16 protein-coding genes are annotated in these 18,398 nt (G+C 72.2%); 4 read left to right on the forward strand and 12 right to left on the reverse strand.

The genetic code is table 11. From position 1 onward, the window contains the following. Nucleotides 1-23: 23 nt before the first annotated feature. The 7 genes from purF to truD all read right to left on the reverse strand — a co-directional run bounded on the left by purF (nt 24) and on the right by truD (nt 6,676). Nucleotides 24-1,463 carry an amidophosphoribosyltransferase gene (gene purF / locus ACSRUE_RS26550; protein ID WP_441286026.1) on the reverse strand — a complete coding sequence of 480 codons (1,440 nt, stop codon included), beginning with the start codon at nt 1,461-1,463 and terminating at the stop codon, nt 24-26. Nucleotides 1,464-1,719: 256 nt separating this feature from the next. Next, complete coding sequence (locus ACSRUE_RS26555; protein ID WP_441286027.1) at nt 1,720-2,412, reverse strand: hypothetical protein; 693 nt, start codon at nt 2,410-2,412, stop codon at nt 1,720-1,722. 104 nt (nt 2,413-2,516) lie between these two features. Further along, nucleotides 2,517-2,990, reverse strand: coding sequence for a cyclic nucleotide-binding domain-containing protein (locus tag ACSRUE_RS26560; RefSeq protein WP_012236950.1), 474 nt, complete (start codon nt 2,988-2,990; stop codon nt 2,517-2,519). A 68-nt stretch (nt 2,991-3,058) separates the two neighbouring features. Beyond that, complete coding sequence (locus tag ACSRUE_RS26565; RefSeq protein WP_441286028.1) at nt 3,059-4,078, reverse strand: energy transducer TonB; 1,020 nt, start codon at nt 4,076-4,078, stop codon at nt 3,059-3,061. A gap of 19 nt (nt 4,079-4,097) precedes the next feature. Continuing rightward, nucleotides 4,098-4,601: an ExbD/TolR family protein gene (locus ACSRUE_RS26570; protein ID WP_441286029.1), complete on the reverse strand. Its 504-nt coding sequence runs from the start codon at nt 4,599-4,601 to the stop codon at nt 4,098-4,100. Next, the gene (locus ACSRUE_RS26575) at nt 4,601-5,371 is read right to left on the reverse strand and encodes a MotA/TolQ/ExbB proton channel family protein (RefSeq protein WP_441286030.1); all 771 of its coding nucleotides are present in this window, start codon (nt 5,369-5,371) and stop codon (nt 4,601-4,603) included. The genes ACSRUE_RS26570 and ACSRUE_RS26575 overlap by 1 nt, the downstream gene beginning before the upstream one ends. Nucleotides 5,372-5,428: 57 nt before the next feature. Further along, entirely contained in the window at nt 5,429-6,676 is a 1,248-nt protein-coding gene (gene truD / locus ACSRUE_RS26580; RefSeq protein WP_437766987.1) for a tRNA pseudouridine(13) synthase TruD, read from the reverse strand. A gap of 146 nt (nt 6,677-6,822) precedes the next feature. Between truD and ACSRUE_RS26585 the strand changes: the two genes are divergently transcribed. Then, nucleotides 6,823-7,614: a formylglycine-generating enzyme family protein gene (locus ACSRUE_RS26585; protein WP_441286031.1), complete on the forward strand. Its 792-nt coding sequence runs from the start codon at nt 6,823-6,825 to the stop codon at nt 7,612-7,614. A 31-nt stretch (nt 7,615-7,645) separates the two neighbouring features. On the opposite strand, the gene ACSRUE_RS26590 is transcribed toward ACSRUE_RS26585, so the two are convergent. Together ACSRUE_RS26590 and ACSRUE_RS26595 are read right to left on the reverse strand one after the other, a co-directional pair. Next, a complete protein-coding gene (locus ACSRUE_RS26590) occupies nt 7,646-7,972 on the reverse strand; it encodes a hypothetical protein (RefSeq protein WP_441286032.1) in 327 nt (108 codons plus the stop codon). A gap of 49 nt (nt 7,973-8,021) precedes the next feature. Continuing rightward, nucleotides 8,022-9,581, reverse strand: a complete 1,560-nt coding sequence (locus ACSRUE_RS26595) for an HAD-IG family 5'-nucleotidase (protein WP_437766990.1) — start codon at nt 9,579-9,581, stop codon at nt 8,022-8,024. 490 nt (nt 9,582-10,071) lie between these two features. On the opposite strand from ACSRUE_RS26595, the gene ACSRUE_RS26600 reads away from it, so the two are divergent. Further along, nucleotides 10,072-10,998, forward strand: a complete 927-nt coding sequence (locus ACSRUE_RS26600) for a ferritin-like domain-containing protein (protein ID WP_441286033.1) — start codon at nt 10,072-10,074, stop codon at nt 10,996-10,998. Between the two features lie 181 nt (nt 10,999-11,179). Next, nucleotides 11,180-13,039 (forward strand): ATP-binding response regulator, encoded by a 1,860-nt coding sequence (locus ACSRUE_RS26605; RefSeq protein ID WP_441286034.1) that lies wholly within the window; start codon nt 11,180-11,182, stop codon nt 13,037-13,039. Between the two features lie 18 nt (nt 13,040-13,057). On the opposite strand, the gene ACSRUE_RS26610 is transcribed toward ACSRUE_RS26605, so the two are convergent. Together ACSRUE_RS26610 and ACSRUE_RS26615 are read right to left on the reverse strand one after the other, a co-directional pair. Further along, on the reverse strand, nt 13,058-13,876 hold the full coding sequence (locus ACSRUE_RS26610) for an SDR family NAD(P)-dependent oxidoreductase (RefSeq protein ID WP_441286035.1): 819 nt from the start codon (nt 13,874-13,876) through the stop codon (nt 13,058-13,060). Nucleotides 13,877-14,213: 337 nt separating this feature from the next. Then, the gene (locus ACSRUE_RS26615; protein ID WP_437766994.1) at nt 14,214-14,543 is read right to left on the reverse strand and encodes an Mpo1-like protein; all 330 of its coding nucleotides are present in this window, start codon (nt 14,541-14,543) and stop codon (nt 14,214-14,216) included. A 219-nt stretch (nt 14,544-14,762) separates the two neighbouring features. Between ACSRUE_RS26615 and ACSRUE_RS26620 the strand changes: the two genes are divergently transcribed. Continuing rightward, nucleotides 14,763-16,727: a sigma 54-interacting transcriptional regulator gene (locus ACSRUE_RS26620; RefSeq protein WP_441286036.1), complete on the forward strand. Its 1,965-nt coding sequence runs from the start codon at nt 14,763-14,765 to the stop codon at nt 16,725-16,727. A gap of 75 nt (nt 16,728-16,802) precedes the next feature. Here the strand turns inward: ACSRUE_RS26620 and ACSRUE_RS26625 are convergent, their stop codons facing one another. Then, complete coding sequence (locus tag ACSRUE_RS26625) at nt 16,803-18,344, reverse strand: Glu/Leu/Phe/Val family dehydrogenase (protein ID WP_437766996.1); 1,542 nt, start codon at nt 18,342-18,344, stop codon at nt 16,803-16,805. Nucleotides 18,345-18,398 lie beyond the last annotated feature (54 nt).

Genomic DNA, 18,398 nt, shown 5'->3' on the forward strand with positions numbered 1-18,398 from the left:
CTCGGCGCCGGAGCGGGGCAGCGTCAACCGCTCACCATCCGTAGCTGCCGGTTCGGCGCGGCCGGCGTGAAGGGGATCGGGTAGCTCCCGGAGAAGCACGCGTGGCAGTAGCTCTCCGCCGACGGCCGCGCGCCCGCGGCGTCCCCGGCGCGCGCCTCGAGAGACCGCACGCTCTCGACCAGGCCCTCCAGCGAGAGGTACCCGACGCTGTCGGCCGTCAGGTAGCTGGTGATCTCGTCCACCGAGTGGCTCGAGGCGATGAGCTCCGACCGCGTCGGCGTGTCGATCCCGTAGTAGCAGGGCCATCGCGTGGGCGGGCTCGAGATGCGGACGTGCACCTCGCGCGCGCCGGCGTCGCGGATCATCTTGACGATCTTCCGGCTCGTCGTCCCGCGGACGATCGAGTCGTCGATGACGACGACCCGCTTGCCCTCGATCACCGCCCGGTTCGGGTTGAGCTTGAGCCGGACGCCGAAGTGCCGGATCGACTGCTGCGGCTCGATGAACGTGCGGCCGACGTAGTGGCTGCGGATGAGCCCCATCTCGAAGGGGGCGCGCGCGCGGTCGGCGAAGCCGATCGCCGCCGGCACGCCCGAGTCGGGCACGGGGATCACGACGAGATCGTCGCCGGGCTCGATCGGCTGCTCGGCGGCGAGGCGCCGGCCGAACGCCTTGCGGACCTCGTAGACGCTCACGCCCTGGATGGTCGAGTCGGGCCGGGCGAAGTAGACGTGCTCGAAGATGCAGAGCTTTCGCTGCTCCTGCGCGAAGGGGAACTCGGAGCGCACGCCGTCGGCGCTGACGATCAGCATCTCGCCCGGCGCGAGGTCGCGCACCTTGCGCGCGCCGATGAGGTCGAACGCCGTCGACTCGCTCGCGACCACGTGGGTGACGCCGCTCCCGCTCTCCATCTCGCCCAGGCAGAGCGGCCGGATCGCGCGCGGATCGCGCACGGCGATGAGCTCGCGCTCGGTCAGGAAGAGCAGAGAGTACGCGCCCTCCACCTGCGTGAGCGCCTCCGCGATGCGGTCGCGCAGCGCTTCCTTCTTGCTCATCGCGATGAGGTGGACGATCGACTCGGTGTCGCTCGCGGTCTGGTAGATCGAGCCGCGCGCCTCGAGCCGATCGCGCAGGGCCTCATGGTTCGTGAGGTTGCCGTTGTGCGCGACCGCCAGCGAGCCGCGCGCGTAGTCGACCCCGAGCGGCTGCGCGTTCTTCAGGTGCGAGCCGCCCGCGGTGGAGTAGCGGACGTGGCCGATGGCGCGATCGCCGGGCAGCGTCGCGAGATCGGTCGGAGAGAAGCCGGACTGCACCCGCCCCATGGAGCGGTGACCGAAGAGGCGCTCCCCGTCGCTGCTGACGATCCCCGCGGATTCCTGCCCTCGATGCTGGAGCGCGTGCAACCCGAGGTAGGCCATGTTGGCCGCCTCGGGGTGGCCAAAGATTCCGAACACACCGCACATGCCGCCTATCTAGTACGAAAACGGTGCATGACCCACCGTCATGGCGATCTGTTGTCAATGATGAGGCGGCCGAGCGCCGGCGCAGGCTGGAAGGGGACGCTGGTGCGAGATCGGAGCGCGGGCAGGCCCGAGGCCGCTCCTGCCGAAAAGTAAGACGGCTAACAACCGGTCGGCGGGCACGGCGAGGGGGCTTCGCCGGATTCCGTCGTGCCCCGCGGCTGGACCGGCGCCTCGCGCGTCGTCCAGGCGGCTGCCGTCATTTCGGGATGTTCCAGAGCTTCTCGATGATCTTGGTTTCCATGGCGTCGCCGTGGCACGTGCCGCACTCCATGTCCTCCTTGTTCGCTCGAGAGAGCTTGTGTTCGTACTCCTCCTCCATGAACGCCTGCAGGGCCTTCTTGTCCTTGCGGTTCAGGACGTGCTCGTTCCCGGCGTGGCAGCTGTCGCAGAAGAGGGTTCCGCCGCTCTCGCTGCGGAGCGGCACCACGAAGTTGCGCCACATCTCGCGGGCGATCTTCATGTCCCGCGTCTCTTTCTTGAAGTCGCCCTCGACGTGGCAGCCCTCGCAGGTGTCGTAGCCGAGCGCCTTCTGGAGCAGCGGCATCACCTTCTTCTTCTGCCCCGCCGGGAGCTTCTCGAGCGCGGGGATCTTCTTGAGGTTGATCCCGATCTTCTTCAGATCCGCCTCGAACTTGGTCGCCTGGATCGGCGTCGACTTGGCGGGAGCCTTTTGCTCCTCCTCGTGCGCCTCCGCGGTCGCCTCCGGCTTCGCGGGCTTCGCGCCCTCGGCGTCGGCGGTCGCCTTGCCCTCGTCCGGGCTCGACTCGCCGTCGAAGTCGTTCTTGTCGGCCGCCGTCTCGGGCGGCGGCGTGCTGGAGCCACAGGCTCCTGCGAAGGCGCCCATCCAGAGCGCGAGGGCGAGCGCTGCGTGCTTCATTCTGGCTGCCATGGTCCTCCAAGGAACGTTGAGTTCGACCCGAACGCCGCCCCCCGTGCGGCAGGCCGCGCCGCGCTGGCGCGCGCCCACGGTCGCCGGGCGATCTGGCCGGCACTCTACTCGAATTTGCCTGAGACGGAGAGGAACGTGAGCTTGTTGTTCGTCTCGCGGAGCCGCTGGACGAGCATCCGGACGACGTTCCAGAGGACCTCGTACGCGAGCTCCTTGTGCAGGAAGAGCAGGTCCTCGAACGCGTCCTTCGACACGGTGAGCAACCGGCAGCGCTCGTGGACGCGCGCGTCGGCGGAGCGGGGGGCCTCGTCGAGCAGCGCCATCTCGCCGAACACGGCGCCCGGGCCGAGCACCGCAAGCGCCTCCTCGCCGATCCCGGCGATCTCCCGGCTGATCCGGACCTTGCCTTCGAGCAGGATGTAGAGCTTGTCGCCCGGATCCCCGTGCTGAAAGATCTTGGTGCCGAGGGCGTGCGTCTCTTCGCTCGCGACGCGCGAGATGAGCTCCAGCGCGGCCGGGGTGAGGCCCTTGAAGAGGGGGACCTTCGAGAGCTGCTCGATCCGTTCGGGGACGATCACAAGCCGCCGACGAGGATAACCGAGGCGAAGGGCGCGGAGCGAATTTAAAGGGAGCTCGCGGCGAGCAGCTAGCGCGTGAACGTCACCGTGATGGGCGGCGTCGTGGCGGCGATCGCGGCGCCCGAGCGATCTTTGCCGGGGTTGTAGCGACGGCCGAGCGCACACATGCGCGCGGAGCGACCGAAGCCGTGTCCAGGATCACTGACGACCTTGACCGAGAGCGGGCTGCCGTCGGGGCGCACGGTGACCATGAGGACGACCTTCGCCTGGTCGATCTGGTCGACGTCGGCCTCCGGAGGGAAAGGACAGTTCCAGTTGCTGCTGCCGATCAGCCCGGGCGGCGCGGAGCGATCCGGCCCTGCGGGGGGCGGGGGCGGGGCGGGGGCGCCCGTGCCCTTGCCGCCGACGACGCCTCCGACCTTCGCGTTCGGGTTGAATGTCGGGGTCTTCGCCGTGCCCGCGCCGGCCACCTGGCCGTAGCCGACGCCCTGCCCCTCGCCGCTCGCGATCCCCTGATCGGTCATGTCGAGGACCTCCTCCGGATCCGGCTCCTTCGTCAGGACCTTCGTGGCCTCGGCGGCGGCTGGCGGCGGCTCGTACGGGTCGTCCTTGGGCGGCGGGGTGTTCGCCTGGGGAGGCGGCGCGACCTTGGGGACGGGCTCGGGCTCGGGCGCCGGCGGCGGCGGCTCGGGCTCCGGCGGCTTGGGCGCCTCGACCTTCGGCGGCGGGATGTCGATCTCGTAGATCGCCCAGAGGTAGTCGTGGATGCCGGTGCGCATCTCCTCGACCACGTGCCGCATGTCGCGCAGCGACCCCGAGACGATGGCCCGGGCCGAGGCCGCGCCGTGGCTCGTGAGCGCCAGCGTGACCCCGAGGAAGGCGCCCACGCGCGACGCGCGGTCGCCGAGGGCGAGCACCGCGGCGAGCGGGTCCGCGCCGCCCCGGCGATCGCCGGCGCCTGCCCGCGCCGGCGAGGCGAGGGGGGTCGAGGGATCGAGGGCGCCCCCGGGCTCAGCGTCGCCGCGCTTGCCTCGGCGGCGCCCGTCGTGGACCGCCCCCGCGGCGCGATCGCTCGTGACCTGGCTCATAAGCTCTCGCTCGGCGCGCTCACGGCGCGGGGCTCGGGGTTGCGGGCGCGGGGGCTGCCGGGGGAGGCGCGGCGGGGGACCCCGCCGCCGTACCCGGGGCCGCGCCGGCCTCGGGCGCGATCGGCGTCACGCCGAACGCGATCTTGGAGACGCCGGCCTGCTTCAGCAGATCGAGCGCGCGGATCACCCGGCCGTGCGGGACCGTCGTGTCGGCGCGGATCACGGCGCGGAGCTCCGGGTTCTTCGCCTGGGCCTCGCGCGCGATCGGCAGGATGGCGTCCTCGCTCGCGAGCTTCTTGCCGTCGGCGAGCGTGTCGCCGTTCGCGTGCAGCTCGAGCCCGAAGATGAGCTGCACCTCCTGCCCCTGCGCCGCCTTCGGCAGGTCGAGGGGGAGCGACTGCGAGACGATGATCTTCGCCGTCACCATGAAGATGATGAGGAGGACGAGGGTGATGTCGACGAGCGGCGTGACGTTGATGCCGCTGATCATCTCGTCATCGTCGTTGCGGCTCGTGGCGGCCATCAGCGCTCCTCCTCGCCGCCCGCGCCGCCCTTCTTGGGCTCCTCCTGCCGCGACGCCCTCGCGGCCTTGCCGCGCGGCTGCTCGACGGCGGCGGCGGGCGCGGCCCCGGCGAACGCCGGATCGATCTTGAGGTGCGCGAGCAGGACGCGCGTCAGCGCCTCGGTGTTGGCGAGCGTCGACTTGATCATGCGCTGGAAGAAGTTGTTCGCGGCGACGGCCGGGATGGCGACCGCGAGGCCGACCGCGGTCGCGACGAGCGCCTCGGCGATGCTCGACATGACCGCCTGCGGCGCCATCGCCTGCGACGTGGCCTGCGCCACCGGCGTCTTCGCCGCCTGGCCGAGCGCGTCGAAGGCGCCGACCACGCCGATGACGGTGCCGAACAGCCCGATGAACGGCGCGTTGTTGCCGAGCGTGCCCAGGTAGGCGAGGCGCCGCTCGAGCTTCATGCGCTGGAGCGCCGCGGCGCCCGCCATGGCCTCCTCGGCCGCCTCGGGCCCCTGGTGCGCCACCGCGAGGCCGGCCGCGACGACCGCCGCCTCGGCCGAGGGCGAGGCGTCCATCCGCCGACGCGCCGCCTCGATCGAGTCGTCGAGGGACGTCTTGAGGTCCCGCGCGAGGAGGGTGAGATCGTCGCGGAGCGACCAGAAGAACCAGGCGCGCTCCAGGATGATGGCGACCGAGACGACGCTGAGCGCGATCATCAGCCACATGACCCAGGCGGCCCCGAATCCGACCATGATGCGCTGCAGCCACTCGACGAGGTTCATCTTGTTCCTTGGTGCCTTTCCGATGGGGGGTGGGGGGAGCCGCGCTTCGAAGAGCCTCTACGGGTCGACGGTGGGCTGCCCTTCCTCGACTTCGTCCTCCTCCGGAGGAGGGGCGCTGCCCGCCCCCGGCCTGCCGATGGAGGGCCGGGGGGCGGAGGCGTCGACGAGTCGGAAGACTCGCCCAAGGACGGTCGTCGCGTAGCCGCCCTTCGGTAGCACAAACGAGACGACGATTCCGTGCCGTACATCCGGATCGTCCGCTGTTCCCGGCGAGGCGGCGCTCACCGCCGCCTCCCCGGCGGCCGCCCCCCCGGCGGCCGCCTCCGGGGTGGATACCTCGAGGCCGTCCACCTCCAGGCGCAGCGGACGCCGCGTACCTTCTCCGGCGTGGGCGAACGCGTCGAGCCTGCGGGGGTCGCCGATCGCCGCGGTGAGCACCTCGCGCTCCAGCGCGCCCGGGGCGCCCTCGGGCCAGCGCATCTTCCGGCCGAACATCGGGCCGGTCGCCGAGATCGCGAGCGCGGCGGCGCGCGCCTCGGCGTCCGCGAGCTCCGGGCCCTCGAGCGGCACGAGGAACAGCCCGCCGCTGTCGCGCTTCTTGGCGAGATCGCCGGGGAGCACGGCGCTCCAGGTGCCGTCCGCCTCGCGGCGCGCGAGCACCTCGTTGAACCAGAGCGACTGGAGCGCCGAGAAGAGCAGCCGCTGCTCGCGCTTGTCGCGGGGCCCGCGCTCCCGGCCCGCGATCCACGCGAGCGCGCGCTCGGGGTTGTCGCCGTTCCTCCCGAACCGCTGGGGCCCGAACGCGTTCGGCACGCCGGCGCGGCCGATCTCGGCGAGGCGGCGCTCGGCGAGCGGGAGCGCCGCGGGAGCGATGCCCCGGAGCGCGATCCGGAACCGGTTGCCGAGGAGGTGCCCCGGCTTGAGCTTGTTGTCGTGCCGGGCGACCGCGAGGACCTCGATCCCGGGCAGCTCGGCCTTCTCGAGCAGGGGCGCCGGATCCTGCGCGAGGGGGAGCTGGAACGATGCGGTCTGCGTCGTGATCGCGTGCCGGTCCTTCATGCCGGCGAAGCCGGCGCCGCCCGGGTCGGCCCCGAGCGCGAGCGCGATGGCCCGGACCGCGTCGAGCGTGGTGCGCCCCGTCTTGCGGAAGGTCACGAACACGTGCTCGCCGCGGCCGCTCGGCGCGTAGGCGGGGAGCTCCTCGACGATGAAGTCGGCGGGGGAGCTCCGGAGCAGGGCCGTGGGAAGATCGCCTGGCGAGCCCGCGGCGGTGGCGCCGGCGGCGGGCGGGGCGGTGGCTGTCATGGGAGCGCCAGCGTGACCGAAATCGCCCGCTCGTCCAGCGCCAGCAGCGCGCGTCCGGGCCCGCCTCTGCCAGCTGCAGCGAATTGCCCGCCGCGCCGGGGATCGGCTATGGCCAGAGGCTCACCCCGGGCCCGGGCCCCTCCGCGATGCGACCCCCTTTCCCGTCTCACCCCCTCGCGCGCCGGCCCGCCCTGTCGTTCGCGCGCTCGCCGGCCTTCGCCGCGGGCGTCGCGGCGCTCGGCCTCGCGGTCCTCGGGCTACCGAGCCCCCGGGCGGCCGCCGCCGCGCGCGCCGCGTGCCCCGCGGGAATGGCCTCGGTGCGTGGGACGTTCTGCATCGACCGCTTCGAGGCGAGCACGGTCGAGCTGCTCTCCGGCGGCGGAAAGCGCCGGCACTCGCCGTTCGAGCCGGTCGGCAAGCTGAAGGTGAAGGCGGTGAGCCGGCGCGGCGTGAAGCCGCAGGCGTACATCAGCCGGGATCAGGCCGAGGCGGCCTGCAAGAACGCCGGCAAGCGGCTCTGCACGGACGACGAGTGGGTCACCGCGTGCAGGGGCAAGCGCGCCACGGTGTTCCCTTACGGACGCGAGCGGGAGCGCGGCGCCTGCAACGACAGCGGCGTCTCGTCGTTCAACCGCTACTTCGGCCAGGGGGGCGAGGCCCCGCAGTCGGCGTTCACGTGGGCCAACATGAACGACGCCCGCCTGAACCAGCTCCCGGGCACGCTGGCGCCCTCGGGCGCGTTCCGCCGCTGCAAGAGCAGCTTCGGCGTCCACGACATGGTGGGCAACCTGCACGAGTGGACGAGCGCGCCGCGCGGGACCTTCCGCGGCGGCTACTACCTCGACAGCGCCACGCACGGCGACGGCTGCGAGTACAAGACCACCGCGCACGCGCGCGGGTACCACGACTACTCGACCGGCTTCCGCTGCTGCAAGTGACGCGGCGCGGGCCGCGCGCTGCGCCCCCAGGCTACTTGGGGATGGGGGGGCGTCCGCCGCCCGCGCTGCCGGACATGGGCCCCAGCACCGTCGTGCACTCCTCGTCGCCGGTGTCGACCGTGGTGACGTCGTAGCAGCAGAGCTCGCCGTCGAAATCCGCCTCGCTGTCGATGGACTCGATGGCGCTCACGCAGCCTGGGTTCTCGAAGAACACGCGCGCCTCGTCGCTCGACGGGCACGCCCCTTCGAGCGGGGTCCAGTGAAAGCAGGCCCGCTTGCCGCACCCGGCGGAGCCTGCGACGAGGAGGGCGGGGGCGACGAGCGCGACGAACAGCGGGCGAGGGCGGGCGATGCTCATGGCGATCTCCTCATGCGGCGCCCGCGCACCGGCGCGGAGGCCTCGGCGATCAGAGCTCGTGCGGCATCAGGTCGCGCGGGCTCCGGAAGTACTGCAGCGGCGAGTAGGCGAGCAGGTTCGAGACGCGGGACGTGTAGATGCAGGCGTACTCCTCGACCTGATCGCCGAAGCTGGACGTCTCGTTCGCCTCCTTGAGCAGCGAGCCCCAGTAGGGGTGGAAGCGGCGGGCGATCTCGCGCTCCAGCTTGCCGACCTCCGCGTCGACGGCCCGGAGCTGGCCGCGGATACGCTCGACCGCGCGCTTGGTGCGGCCCCGCTCGGCCTCGTAGAACGACGTCGCGTAGTCGATCTGGACGTGCTCGCCGTTCGCCTCCGCGAGCAGCGGCGCTCCGCCCCCGTTGGTCGCGCCGTTCCTCTTCTGCTGCTCCTCTTCGATCTTGCGGGTGAGGTCCTTGTAGCGCTGCTGGTAGAAGCGCAGCTGGTCCTCGAGCTCCTCGCGGCGCCCCTCGAGCAGGGCGCTCTCCATGTGCTCGCGGCGGCAGGACTCGTGGGCGGCGACCTCCGCCTCCATCTCCTGGATGATCATCGCCGTGCGCCACGCGCTCTCCTTCTTGGAGCGGAGGATGTCGCCGTAGATGTGATCGCCGACGTAGAGGACCCGGTCGCCGGAGATGTTCAGGAACTTCTCGAAGTCGTTGAGGTTGCCGCCCTCGTAGATGGCGCCGCGCTCGAGCGGGGCCGTGGCGGGGCGGGGCTCGGCGCCGTCGCGGATGAGGAGCGGGCGGCGCTCCTGGAAGAACGCCGGCTTCTGCGCGGCGACGACGATGACGTCGAAGTAGTGCCGGAAGCTCGGGTACTCCGGCATCGCGTCCCCGAGCAGGTACGTCATCATCTTCTCGGTGAACGGCCAGCGCGAGTTCGTGAGCAAGAAGAGCTTCTTGCCCGCCGAGCGGAACTTGTGGAGCGTCTGCGCCAGGCTCGGGTCGCGCTCGACGAAGCGCGGCAGGTCGGACAGGACGACGTCGAGGATGGTGCCGTCCCGGTGCGCCTCGTCGATGCACTCGCGGATGTCGGTGAACAGCCGCGCGTAGTCGAGCGCGACGCCGCGCTCCTCGAGGGCGTCGACGATGCCGGCGTAGAGCGTGGCCTCGCTCAGCGCGTAGAGCGTGTCGATCCAGTGGTAGCGGGCGGTGTTCGGCCGGATCTTGCGGTGCTGGTAGAGCGACCGGAGCTCGTCCTTCGTGAGCTCCCGGAGGCCGTGGTACCCGCGCTGGACCACCTTGAACCGGTCCATCTTGAGCACGTGGCCGAAGCGCTTGTCGATCAGCAAGCCGCGGATCGGGAAGTGGATCGGATAGCGGAGGCGCCGCAGGATCTCCTCGGGGTAGCCTCGCGCGGCGAGCTTCGTGACGGTCCCCTGGATCGAGAGGTTGTCCATCTCGGTCTGGTTGTAGATCGCCAGGGTGTAGTCCATGTCGAAGCCGACCCAGTCGATCCCCGCAAGCTTGAGGTTGCGGTTGACGAAGACGCGCCGGGTCCGTGGGATGCGCGTGGGCTCGGTCTGGGGATAGAGCCCTCCGAGGGGGAGCTCGAGCTGCTCGAAGAACACAGTGGGTCGACTATGGTATCCCACCCGGAGGGGCGTACAAAGCGCGCCTCGGCGGCGAACGCGCGCCTCGGCCTGCGCGGGGGTCTCGCGCGGCGTCGCGCGGCGCTGCGTAGCGTCACGTACGGTTACGTACGGTTACGTACGGGTACGTACGGTTGCGCGGCGCGCGTGTGACCCGAGCGACATGCCCCCCGGGCCGTCCGCCCCGGCGCCGCCCCGCCGCCGCCGTCGGCCCGTCGATCGAGCGCGCAGGGAGCCGTCGCCCCCGAGCAGCCTTCCGCCCGCGGCGCGCGCTCGGGCGCGCCGCGCTCCCGGGTGCGCCGCGCCGAGCAACTGCGCTATGGTGCCGCCCGTCCCATCCCGTCGTGTGCGATCGAGGAGACGGCTCCTCCTCCGTCACCGACGGGGTCCTTGCCCGATGCTTTTTGCAGCGTCCCAGCCGACCTCCCGCAAGCCCCCCGTCCAGCGCGCCACCTCGTGGTGGCTCAGCATGCTGCGCCGCCGCGCGGAGCGGATGTACGACGAAGAGCTCGACCTCTCCCGGCCGATCCCGTGGGAGAGCGAGGGAGAGCGCCAGGCCGCGATCGCCTTCTTCAACGCCGCGTTCCGCGCCGAGGAGTCCGGCCTCATGCAGGCGCATGCGCTGGCCGACGAGGTGAGCGGCTGGGACCCCGAGCTCGGTGAGTGCCTGCGGCTCTACGGCGACGAGGAGGGGTGGCACCGCGAGCTGCTCACGAAGTTCCTCGCGTACATCGGCGGCGAGGTCCGGCCCATGGGCCGCGTCACCGGCACCTTCTATCGCCTGTACGGCCGCGCGAAGCGGGTGGAGACGATCGTGCTCACGAACCTCATGTTCGAGACCATCGGCTCGACGACCTACCGCCTCGCGCTGCGGGAAGCCCGGTACCCGGCGGTGCGCCAGATGCTGACGATCCTGACGCGCGACGAGTCGTTCCACGTCCCGCTCAACGTCCACTTCCTGCGCGAGGCCCTGAAGCGCAGCCCGGCCTCGATGCGGATCAGGCTCCGCGCCATCTACACGACCCTCTTCGCGGCGCTGCTCGGGTCGGCGGCCGCGAGCCGCCGGCGCGCGCTCGCCTTCGACAGGATCCCTTTCCAAGTGCTCGCCAGCGCCTACGCCGAGCACCTCGGGCGGCTCTTCGTCCACGAGAGCGACCTCGACTTCGCCCCGCCGGAGCTGCTCCTGCGCCTGTTCGGGCACAGCCGGCGCGCGCTCGCGTCGTCCGAGGACCCGTCGGCCGTCAGCGTGCTCTCGGCCGAAGCGGCGGTCGATCGCGAGCGCGTCGTCGTGACGGCGCTCGGGGACGCGTGTCGCCTCCGTGGGCCTCGTGAACCGTGGGAGGCGCCGCCGAGCGCCCCCGCCGTGGCGCGGGGCGCGGGAGCCGACATGGCGTGAAATGGCGTGAACAGCGCGCAAAAGCCGCGCAAACCCCGCGTGCTTGGCGCGCGCACGGCGCGGAGCGGTCGTCGCGGCGCGCACGGCGAGCTTCTCTCCGGGGCATTGTAAGCAGTACACTTGAAGCTCCGGCGTCGTGGGGTCCGCGTGGGGCGGGCGACCGCGGCGTGGCGGGGCGTCGATGGCAGGCAAAGAGCAGCGCCGGAGCGGTCCAGAGAGCAGCCCCGGCACGAGGAGCAGCGAGTCCGCGGAGCGCGCGCTCGCGCCGCAGGCGCCGGCCGCGCGGCCATGGGCGCCCGCCCATCAGGAGGGGGAGGCGAGCGCCGTCGCGCAGATGCGGCACGAGATCCGGGCGTTGCTCGGCGGGATCGTCGGGTTCAGCAGCCTCTTGCTCGACAGCGAGCTCGATCCGGAGCAGCGCGCCTGGGCGCGGCGCATCCGGAGCAGCGGCGACGCGGTGCTCTCGATGGTCGACGATCTCATCTCGCTCGGCCAGCCGGACGGCCGCGGGCTGCCCGTCGATCACGCCGACTTCGATCTGCGCCGGGTGATCGAGGACGCCGCGGAGCTGCTCGGCGATCGCGCGCATGACGAGGGGACCGAGCTCGTGCTCGACGTCGAGCCGGACGTGCCGGCGGCGGTGCGCGGCGACGCCGCGCGGCTGCGGCAGATCCTGCTGAACGTCGTGGCGACCGCGATCGGCGCGGCGCCCCGAGGCGAGGTGCTGGTGCGCGCCGCGCTGGACGCGGCCCGCAACGACGAGGCGAAGGGCAGGCTCGACGGCGCGCCCGAGCGAGCGCGCGCGCGGGTGCGCTTCGACGTGCGCCTCGCGGGCGGCGCAGGGCGCGCGGACGGCGCGGCGGCGCCGGGGGCAGCGGGCGCGCCGGGCGGGGGAGCGCGGCCTGCGTCCGGGCGGGACCTCGGCGTGGCGTCCAGCATGGCCGTCGCGAAGCGCCTGGTCGTCGCGATGGGCGGCGAGCTCTGCGAGCCCGCGGACATCGATGCGCGCCGGCATGGGATCTCGTTCGCGCTGCCGTTCGAGCGGCGCGCGCGCGGCGCGGAGCGCGCGCTCATCCCGCGCATCGACCTGCCCGGGAAGCGGGTGCTCGTGGTCGACGACAGCGGCTCGGTGCGTCAGGTGGTGCGAAAGCTGAGCGAGGAGCTCGGGCTCGCGTGCCGCACCTCGGGCAGCGGCGCCGCCGCCCTGGCTGCGCTGCGCGAGGCGGCAGACGCCGGCGCCGCCTACGACATGGTGCTGATCGACCTCGAGCTGGCCGATCTCGACGGCCTGATGCTGCTCCAGCGCATCAGGGCGGACCCCGCGATCGCGCCCGTTCGCGTCGGCCTCATGACCTACGTCGGCAGGGAGGCGCCCAGCCGCGCCGAGGTCGACTCCGTGCTCATCAAGCCGATCCGGCGCGCGCAGCTGCACTCGAGCCTGCGGCTGCTCGCAGGGCTGCCGCCGGAGCACATGTCCGCCGGGGCGCGCGCGCACCCGCCGAGGTCGGCGCGAGCGACGGCCTCATCGAAGCCGCCGAGGCAGGACGAGGCGGACCGCGGGCGCCGGCCCCCCGGCGCGGCGTCGCGGTCCGGCGCGTACGAGGCCGCCCGCCTCGACGGCGCGCCGCCGAGCGTGGAGCTCGCTCCGCCGACCCTGGTCACGCCCTCGCCCCCGTCGACGTCGAAGCGCGGCCAGCCCGCGTCCTCGCTGCCGCGGGGCGGGCTGCGCGCCGTCGAGCCCGACGTTGTCACCGAGATGATCGAGCTCTTCCTCACGGAGGCCCCGACCCGGGTGGCCTCGATGCGCGAGGCCGCGGCGCAGGGCGCGCTCGGCGAGCTCGAGCGGCTCGCCTGGGCGCTCTACGAGAGCGCCGACGCGCTCGCGGCCTCCAGCCTGAAGGAGCTCTGCGCCCGGCTCGATCGCGAGGCGCGCGCGGGGACGCTCGAGAGCGCGACGGAGGCGGTCCGGGCCATCGGCCGGGAGGTCGAGCGCGTGCAGTCGTCGCTCGCCGCGGAGCTCAAGAAGCGGGGGTTCCGGTGAGCCGGGGGGCCCTTCCGTTCAGGTGAAGCCGACGAGCCTCGAGCTCATCTCCCAGAGCCGCGAGGCCGCCTCCGCGTCGGTCGCCATTCCCTTGAGAGGCCTCGCCCTGGTCCGCTCGAAGAAGGCGGGGCTCCCGGCGGGCGCCGTGTCGGCCAGGATCGCGAGCAGGTTCGCGGCCGCCTGCGCCGGCGTCGCGCCCACGACGTCGATCAGCGCCTTGAGGACGCGCGAGGTCCCCTCGAACAGCCCTGAGCGCACGAGGCCAGGGTAGTAGCAGAGCACCTGGGCTCCTGTGCCCGAGAGCCTCTCCGCGAGGCGGCGCGCCGCGAGCACGAGCGCGAGCTTCGACCGCGCGGAGGCGGAGAGGAACGAATACGAGCGCTTCGACATGAGATCATCGAAGTCGAGCCGGATGCTGTCCACCGGCGCGACCATGTTGACGACGCGCGCGTCGCGCGCGGCCTTGAGCCGGTCGAGCAGCAGGTTCGACAGCAGGAAATGCGACAGGTAGTTCACCTGGAACGTCATCTCGAGGCCGTCGGCCGACTCCGCGCGTTCGCGCAGGAACACGCCCGCGTTGTTCACGAGCAGGTGAACGACCCCGCACCGGTCGGCCACCTGGCGGGCCGCCGCGCGCACGGACGCGAGCCGGCCGAGGTCACACTCGACGAGGTGGACCTCGCCGAGCACCTTCAGCGCGGCGAGCTTCCTCGCGCCGTCGGAGCCGGTCCGGCGACAGAGCACGGTCACCCGGGCGCCCTGCCGCGCCAGCGCGGATGCCGTCGCGAGCCCGATCCCCGAGGTGCCCCCCGTGATCACGGCGACTTTCCCCCTCATGCTCCCCGCACCCCCCATCCCCCGTCTCCTCGTCCATCTCATCGCCTGCGGCGTGCCGGTCCCGACGCTCCGCGAGCTCGTCGGGACAGAGGCACGGGCGGACGGACGTCGATGCGCCGGCGGGCGTGGTGCCCGCCGAGGACCCGAAATAGGAAGAGTCGTCGCCCCCGCCCGCGACACAGGTACGACCGTGCGTGCATCACGTCAAGAAAGCTTTGCGCAATGCAGCACAGTGGCAGAGAAAACCATGTTCCAGGTTTTCTGATGCAGGAAGCCGATCTGTCCGCGTCACAGCCGTGCGCGTGGACGGCGCCCGGGAAGCGCCTGGCGAGGAGCGTCAGGGGGCGGGCGTCTCCTCGGCGGGCGTCTCCTCGAAGACGCGCAGGCCGTACTTCTCGAGACACCAGAGCACGCCGATGATCAAGCTCCGCTTGTCATCGACGAACGACGGCTTCTTCCCCTCGAAGCAGTGGCCCGCGAGCTGGAAGCCCCAGCCGGTCGCGAACATCGCGGCCGCGAGCGGGAGGCCGATGAGCGTCGCGCCCACGGGGAAGCTCGCGACGATCAGCGGTATGCCGACCTGGTGACACGCCTGGTTGCGTGGATCCTGGTGGTCTTCCTTGTACCGGCGGAGCACCTGTGTCCATTCGGCGTTGAGACGGAGCATCCGACCTCCTTACCATGCGGACGCCCCGCGCGGCGCCCCCGGGTCTTCGACGAAAGCGCGCGTGGGTGGGTGGTGCGGACATGCGGAGAGCGCCAGGCTGCGCGCGCGTTCGCCACCCGCGCGCGCTTTCGTCGAAGACCGGGGCGCCGCCGCTTCCCGGTTGCCGTTGGGAGGAATGAGGCGTAGTTGGGCAGTGTGAGCGGTTACAGGACCGGCCCCATGGCGACGACCGCGCCGCTGTCCATCAAGACAGGGGAGCTCCTCCAGGGCGCGCGCTCGGAGAAGCGGCGTGTGCTCCTGCTCGTCTATCATCATGACGGCGTCGAGATGGCCCCGATGAGCCCCGGCGTCGGCGTCGTCGTCGGCAGGGAGGCCCCGGCCGACGTGGTGATCCGGGACAGGAGCATCTCGCGGCGGCACGCGCGCTTCACGCTCGTGGGCGGCGAGGTCGTGGTGGAGGACCTCGGCTCGCGCAACGGGACGCGCATTTCAGGGCAGCGGGTCGAGAGCGGCGTGGTCAAGGCCGGGGACGAGGTGCTGCTCGGCGGCATCGTCGCGTCGGTCCACGTGCTCTCCGGGGGCGAGATGCCCCCGTTCGGCCTGGAGGGCTCCGACGCGCTCCGCTTCGCGCTCCAGGCCGAGATCGTGCGGTCCAGGTTCTTCGGCCGCAAGTTCGCGCTCGTCGTGGTCCGCTCGCTCGGCGCGCAGGCGAGCCACCTCCGCCACTGGGGGCTCCGCGTGCGCGAGGCGCTGAGGCCCGTCGATCGCGTCGCCTTCTACAGCGCCGACACCCTCGAGATCCTGCTCCCCGAGGTCACCCCCGAGCTCGCCGAGGAGCTCGCGAAGGCGATCGTCGCGCGCCGCGAGGGCGAGCCCGTGCTGGTCGCGGGGGTCGCCGTGTCCCCCGACGCCGCGACGTCCATCGACAAGCTCATCGAGGTCAGCCACGAGGCGTCGCGGAGCGCCGCCCCCGCCGAGCCCGTGCGCCTCGCGCCCCCGGAGGGCGCGCTGGTCTACGTCACGCCGAAGGTCGACAGCACCCGGTCGCCCGACGAGGCGTGCCCGCCGGGCGCGCCGCCGGAGAGCCAGTGGGAGGCCGACGGCCACCTCCTCGCGACCAAGAGCCCGCTCATGCGATCGCTCGTCGAGGTGGCGCTGCGGGCCGCGCGCTCCTCGATCCCCGTGCTCCTGCGCGGCGAGACCGGGACGGGCAAGGAGGTCCTCGCCAGGTTCATCCACGACGGCAGCCCGCGCCGCGGCGAGCCGCTCATCTGCGTGAATTGCGGGGCGATCCCGGCGCTGCTCGTCGAGAGCACCCTCTTCGGCCACGAGCGCGGCGCCTTCACCGGGGCGAGCCAGCAGCACAAGGGCGTGTTCGAGGCGGCCGCCGGCGGCACGGTCCTGCTCGACGAGATCGGCGAGCTGCCCGCGGCAGCGCAGGCCGCGCTCCTGCGCGTGCTCGAGACCAAGCGAGTGACGCGCGTCGGCGCGACCAAGGAGCTGGAGGTCGACGTCCGCGTGATCGCGGCGACGCACCGCGACCTCGACGCGATGTGCGACGCGGGCACGTTCCGGCTCGATCTGCTCTACCGGCTGAACGCGATGACGCTGAACATCCCGCCGCTCCGCGCGCGCCGCGACGACATCGCGACGCTCGCGGCGGGCTTCCTGGCGCAGGCGAACTCGGCGACCATCAGCAGGGTCCAGTCGCTCGCGCCCGAGGCGCTGGCCCTCCTGAAGTGCTACTCGTGGCCCGGCAACGTGCGTGAGCTCCGGAACGCGATCGAGCGGGCGGTGGTGATCGCGGAGGGCGACGCGATTATGGCGCGCGATCTCCCGGAGCGCATCCGCCTGGCGGTGACCTCTCCCAGCTCGCCGCCCACGCCCTCTCGCGCCGTCGACGTCTCGCGCGCGTCCGAGCCCGGCGTCGCGCCGGCCCTCTCCCAGCGCGCGTCCGAGCCGCTCCCCCCGCGCTCGTCCGAGCCGGGGCAGGCGGCGGCCCCCGCGGTCGGCCTCAAGACGCGCCTGGAGCAGATCGAGGCCGAGCTCCTGCTCGAGGCGCTGCGCGCGTCCGACTGGAACCAGACGGAGGCGGCGCGTCGCCTCGAGCTGCCGCTGCGGACGCTCCAGCACAAGATCAAGGTCTACGGCATCAAGAAGCTCGGGTACGGCGTCGCTCGCTAGGTCCGCCCGCCGCCCGCCCGGAGCCCGGACAGCGGGATGGCCGGACTCCGGCGCCGCTCTCGTCGTTTGCCGAGATCACTGGGAGAACCCTTCCAGCATGTAGTGCGCCTCGATCCGCTTGAGCGCGAGCACCATCGCGGCGAGCCGCATCGGCAGGCGCTTGCCCAGGACGAGCCCGGTCGAGTCGTGATCTTCCGAGCGGCGCGGCCGGTCCTCCGCGATGTCGCAGATCAGGCGGTAGTTGCTCTTGATGGCGCGCTCCAGCCGCGCGTTCACCTCGCCCTCGGTCCAGTGCTCCATGCGCTTGTTCTGGATCCACTCGTAATAGGAGACGGTCACGCCCCCCGCGTTGCCGATGATGTCGGGGATGACGCTGATGCCGCGCTCCGCGAGCACCTTGTCGCCCTCGGTCGTCGTCGGGCGGTTGGCGCCCTCGGCCACGAGCTTCGCCTTCAGCCGCTCGGCCACCTCGCCGGTGATGGCGTCGCCGAGCGCGGCCGGGATGCAGATGTCCGCCTCCACGCTCCAGAAATCGTCCCGCGCGATCGCCTCGGCGCCGCTGTAGCCGGCGACCGACCGCCGGAGGTTCTGCGGGTTCTCGTTGACGTGCGCCATCAGCGCGCCGACGTCGATGCCGTCCGGGTCGTGGATCGCGCCGTCGGCGTCCTGCACGGCGACGCACCGCGCGCCCATCCGGCACAGGATCTCGGCGACGGCGGAGCCGACGTTGCCGAAGCCCTGCACGATGAAGCGCGCCCCCGCGAGGGGGACGCCGCGCTGCGCGTACCACTCCTCGATGCAGTACGCGAGCCCCTGCCCGGTCGCCTTGACGCGCCCCTCGGAGCCGCCGATGCGCACGTCCTTGCCCGTGACGACGCCGCGGTGGTTCACCCGCTCTCGCTCGCCGTCGCTGTACTGGCGCAGGAGCCACGCCATCACCTCGGCGTTCGTGCCCACGTCGGGCGCGGGGATGTCCACGTTGGGCCCGACGAGCTGCTTCAGCCGGTACATGTACCGGAGCGAGATCGCCTCGAGCTCCTCCTTGCTGTGCTCGCGCGGGTCCATGCGAATACCCCCCTTGGCGCCGCCGAACGGGACATCGGCGATGGCCGTCTTCCAGGTCATCTCGGCGGCGAGCGCGTTGAACAGGTCGAGCGACACGGCCTTGTGGAAGCGCAGCCCGCCCTTGTAAGGCCCTCGCGCCTGGTTGTGCTGGACCCGATAGGCCTTGAAGCGCACGAACGCGCCGGGCTGGATGCGGTAAAGGCCCTGATCGGCGAGGCGGATCGTCCCGTCCTGCACGTGGATCGAGCCGCTCCGGAGCGCCTCGGGGCGGAGGATGAGCTTGCCGTTGAAGAGCGGGGTGATCGCGGCCCGGTTCGGGATCACCGACGCAGGGAGCCGCTCGTAGGCCGCGGCCGCCTCTCCGCGGAAGGGGACGAGGCGGTCCTGGAGCTGCGTGGTGATGTAGAAGATGTGCTCGTAGTCGGGCTGCTCGAGCTCCAGCCGGATGCGGGGAGCCAGGCCGATGAGGTCCGCGGCGGTGTGAAACACCACGATGGATTCGCCGAAGATGTTGGTCTCCGGTTCGCGCTCGAGGAGGGGGGCGTCTTCCATCGCCGTATGCTGCCTCGACCGCGCGGCGGGGGTCCAACGTTTCGCGGGCCCCGC

Origin of the sequence: Sorangium sp. KYC3313 (genome assembly GCF_052075895.1) — a bacterium.
Lineage (GTDB): Bacteria > Myxococcota_A > Polyangia > Polyangiales > Polyangiaceae > Sorangium > Sorangium cellulosum_B.

What these genes read in the sequence shown, in the direction of transcription:
- ACSRUE_RS26555 (WP_441286027.1), bottom strand. Translation starts at nt 2,412, where the DNA reads ATGGCAGCCAGAATGAAGCACGCAGCGCTCGCCCTCGCGCTCTGGATG.
- ACSRUE_RS26610 (WP_441286035.1), bottom strand. Translation starts at nt 13,876, where the DNA reads ATGAGGGGGAAAGTCGCCGTGATCACGGGGGGCACCTCGGGGATCGGG.
- ACSRUE_RS26585 (WP_441286031.1), top strand. Translation starts at nt 6,823, where the DNA reads ATGCGACCCCCTTTCCCGTCTCACCCCCTCGCGCGCCGGCCCGCCCTG.
- ACSRUE_RS26600 (WP_441286033.1), top strand. Translation starts at nt 10,072, where the DNA reads ATGCTGCGCCGCCGCGCGGAGCGGATGTACGACGAAGAGCTCGACCTC.
- ACSRUE_RS26590 (WP_441286032.1), bottom strand. Translation starts at nt 7,972, where the DNA reads ATGAGCATCGCCCGCCCTCGCCCGCTGTTCGTCGCGCTCGTCGCCCCC.
- ACSRUE_RS26620 (WP_441286036.1), top strand. Translation starts at nt 14,763, where the DNA reads ATGGCGACGACCGCGCCGCTGTCCATCAAGACAGGGGAGCTCCTCCAG.
- ACSRUE_RS26570 (WP_441286029.1), bottom strand. Translation starts at nt 4,601, where the DNA reads ATGGCCGCCACGAGCCGCAACGACGATGACGAGATGATCAGCGGCATC.
- ACSRUE_RS26605 (WP_441286034.1), top strand. Translation starts at nt 11,180, where the DNA reads ATGGCAGGCAAAGAGCAGCGCCGGAGCGGTCCAGAGAGCAGCCCCGGC.
- ACSRUE_RS26565 (WP_441286028.1), bottom strand. Translation starts at nt 4,078, where the DNA reads ATGAGCCAGGTCACGAGCGATCGCGCCGCGGGGGCGGTCCACGACGGG.
- purF (WP_441286026.1), bottom strand. Translation starts at nt 1,463, where the DNA reads ATGTGCGGTGTGTTCGGAATCTTTGGCCACCCCGAGGCGGCCAACATG.
- ACSRUE_RS26575 (WP_441286030.1), bottom strand. Translation starts at nt 5,371, where the DNA reads ATGAACCTCGTCGAGTGGCTGCAGCGCATCATGGTCGGATTCGGGGCC.
- ACSRUE_RS26615 (WP_437766994.1), bottom strand. Translation starts at nt 14,543, where the DNA reads ATGCTCCGTCTCAACGCCGAATGGACACAGGTGCTCCGCCGGTACAAG.
- truD (WP_437766987.1), bottom strand. Translation starts at nt 6,676, where the DNA reads ATGACAGCCACCGCCCCGCCCGCCGCCGGCGCCACCGCCGCGGGCTCG.
- ACSRUE_RS26625 (WP_437766996.1), bottom strand. Translation starts at nt 18,344, where the DNA reads ATGGAAGACGCCCCCCTCCTCGAGCGCGAACCGGAGACCAACATCTTC.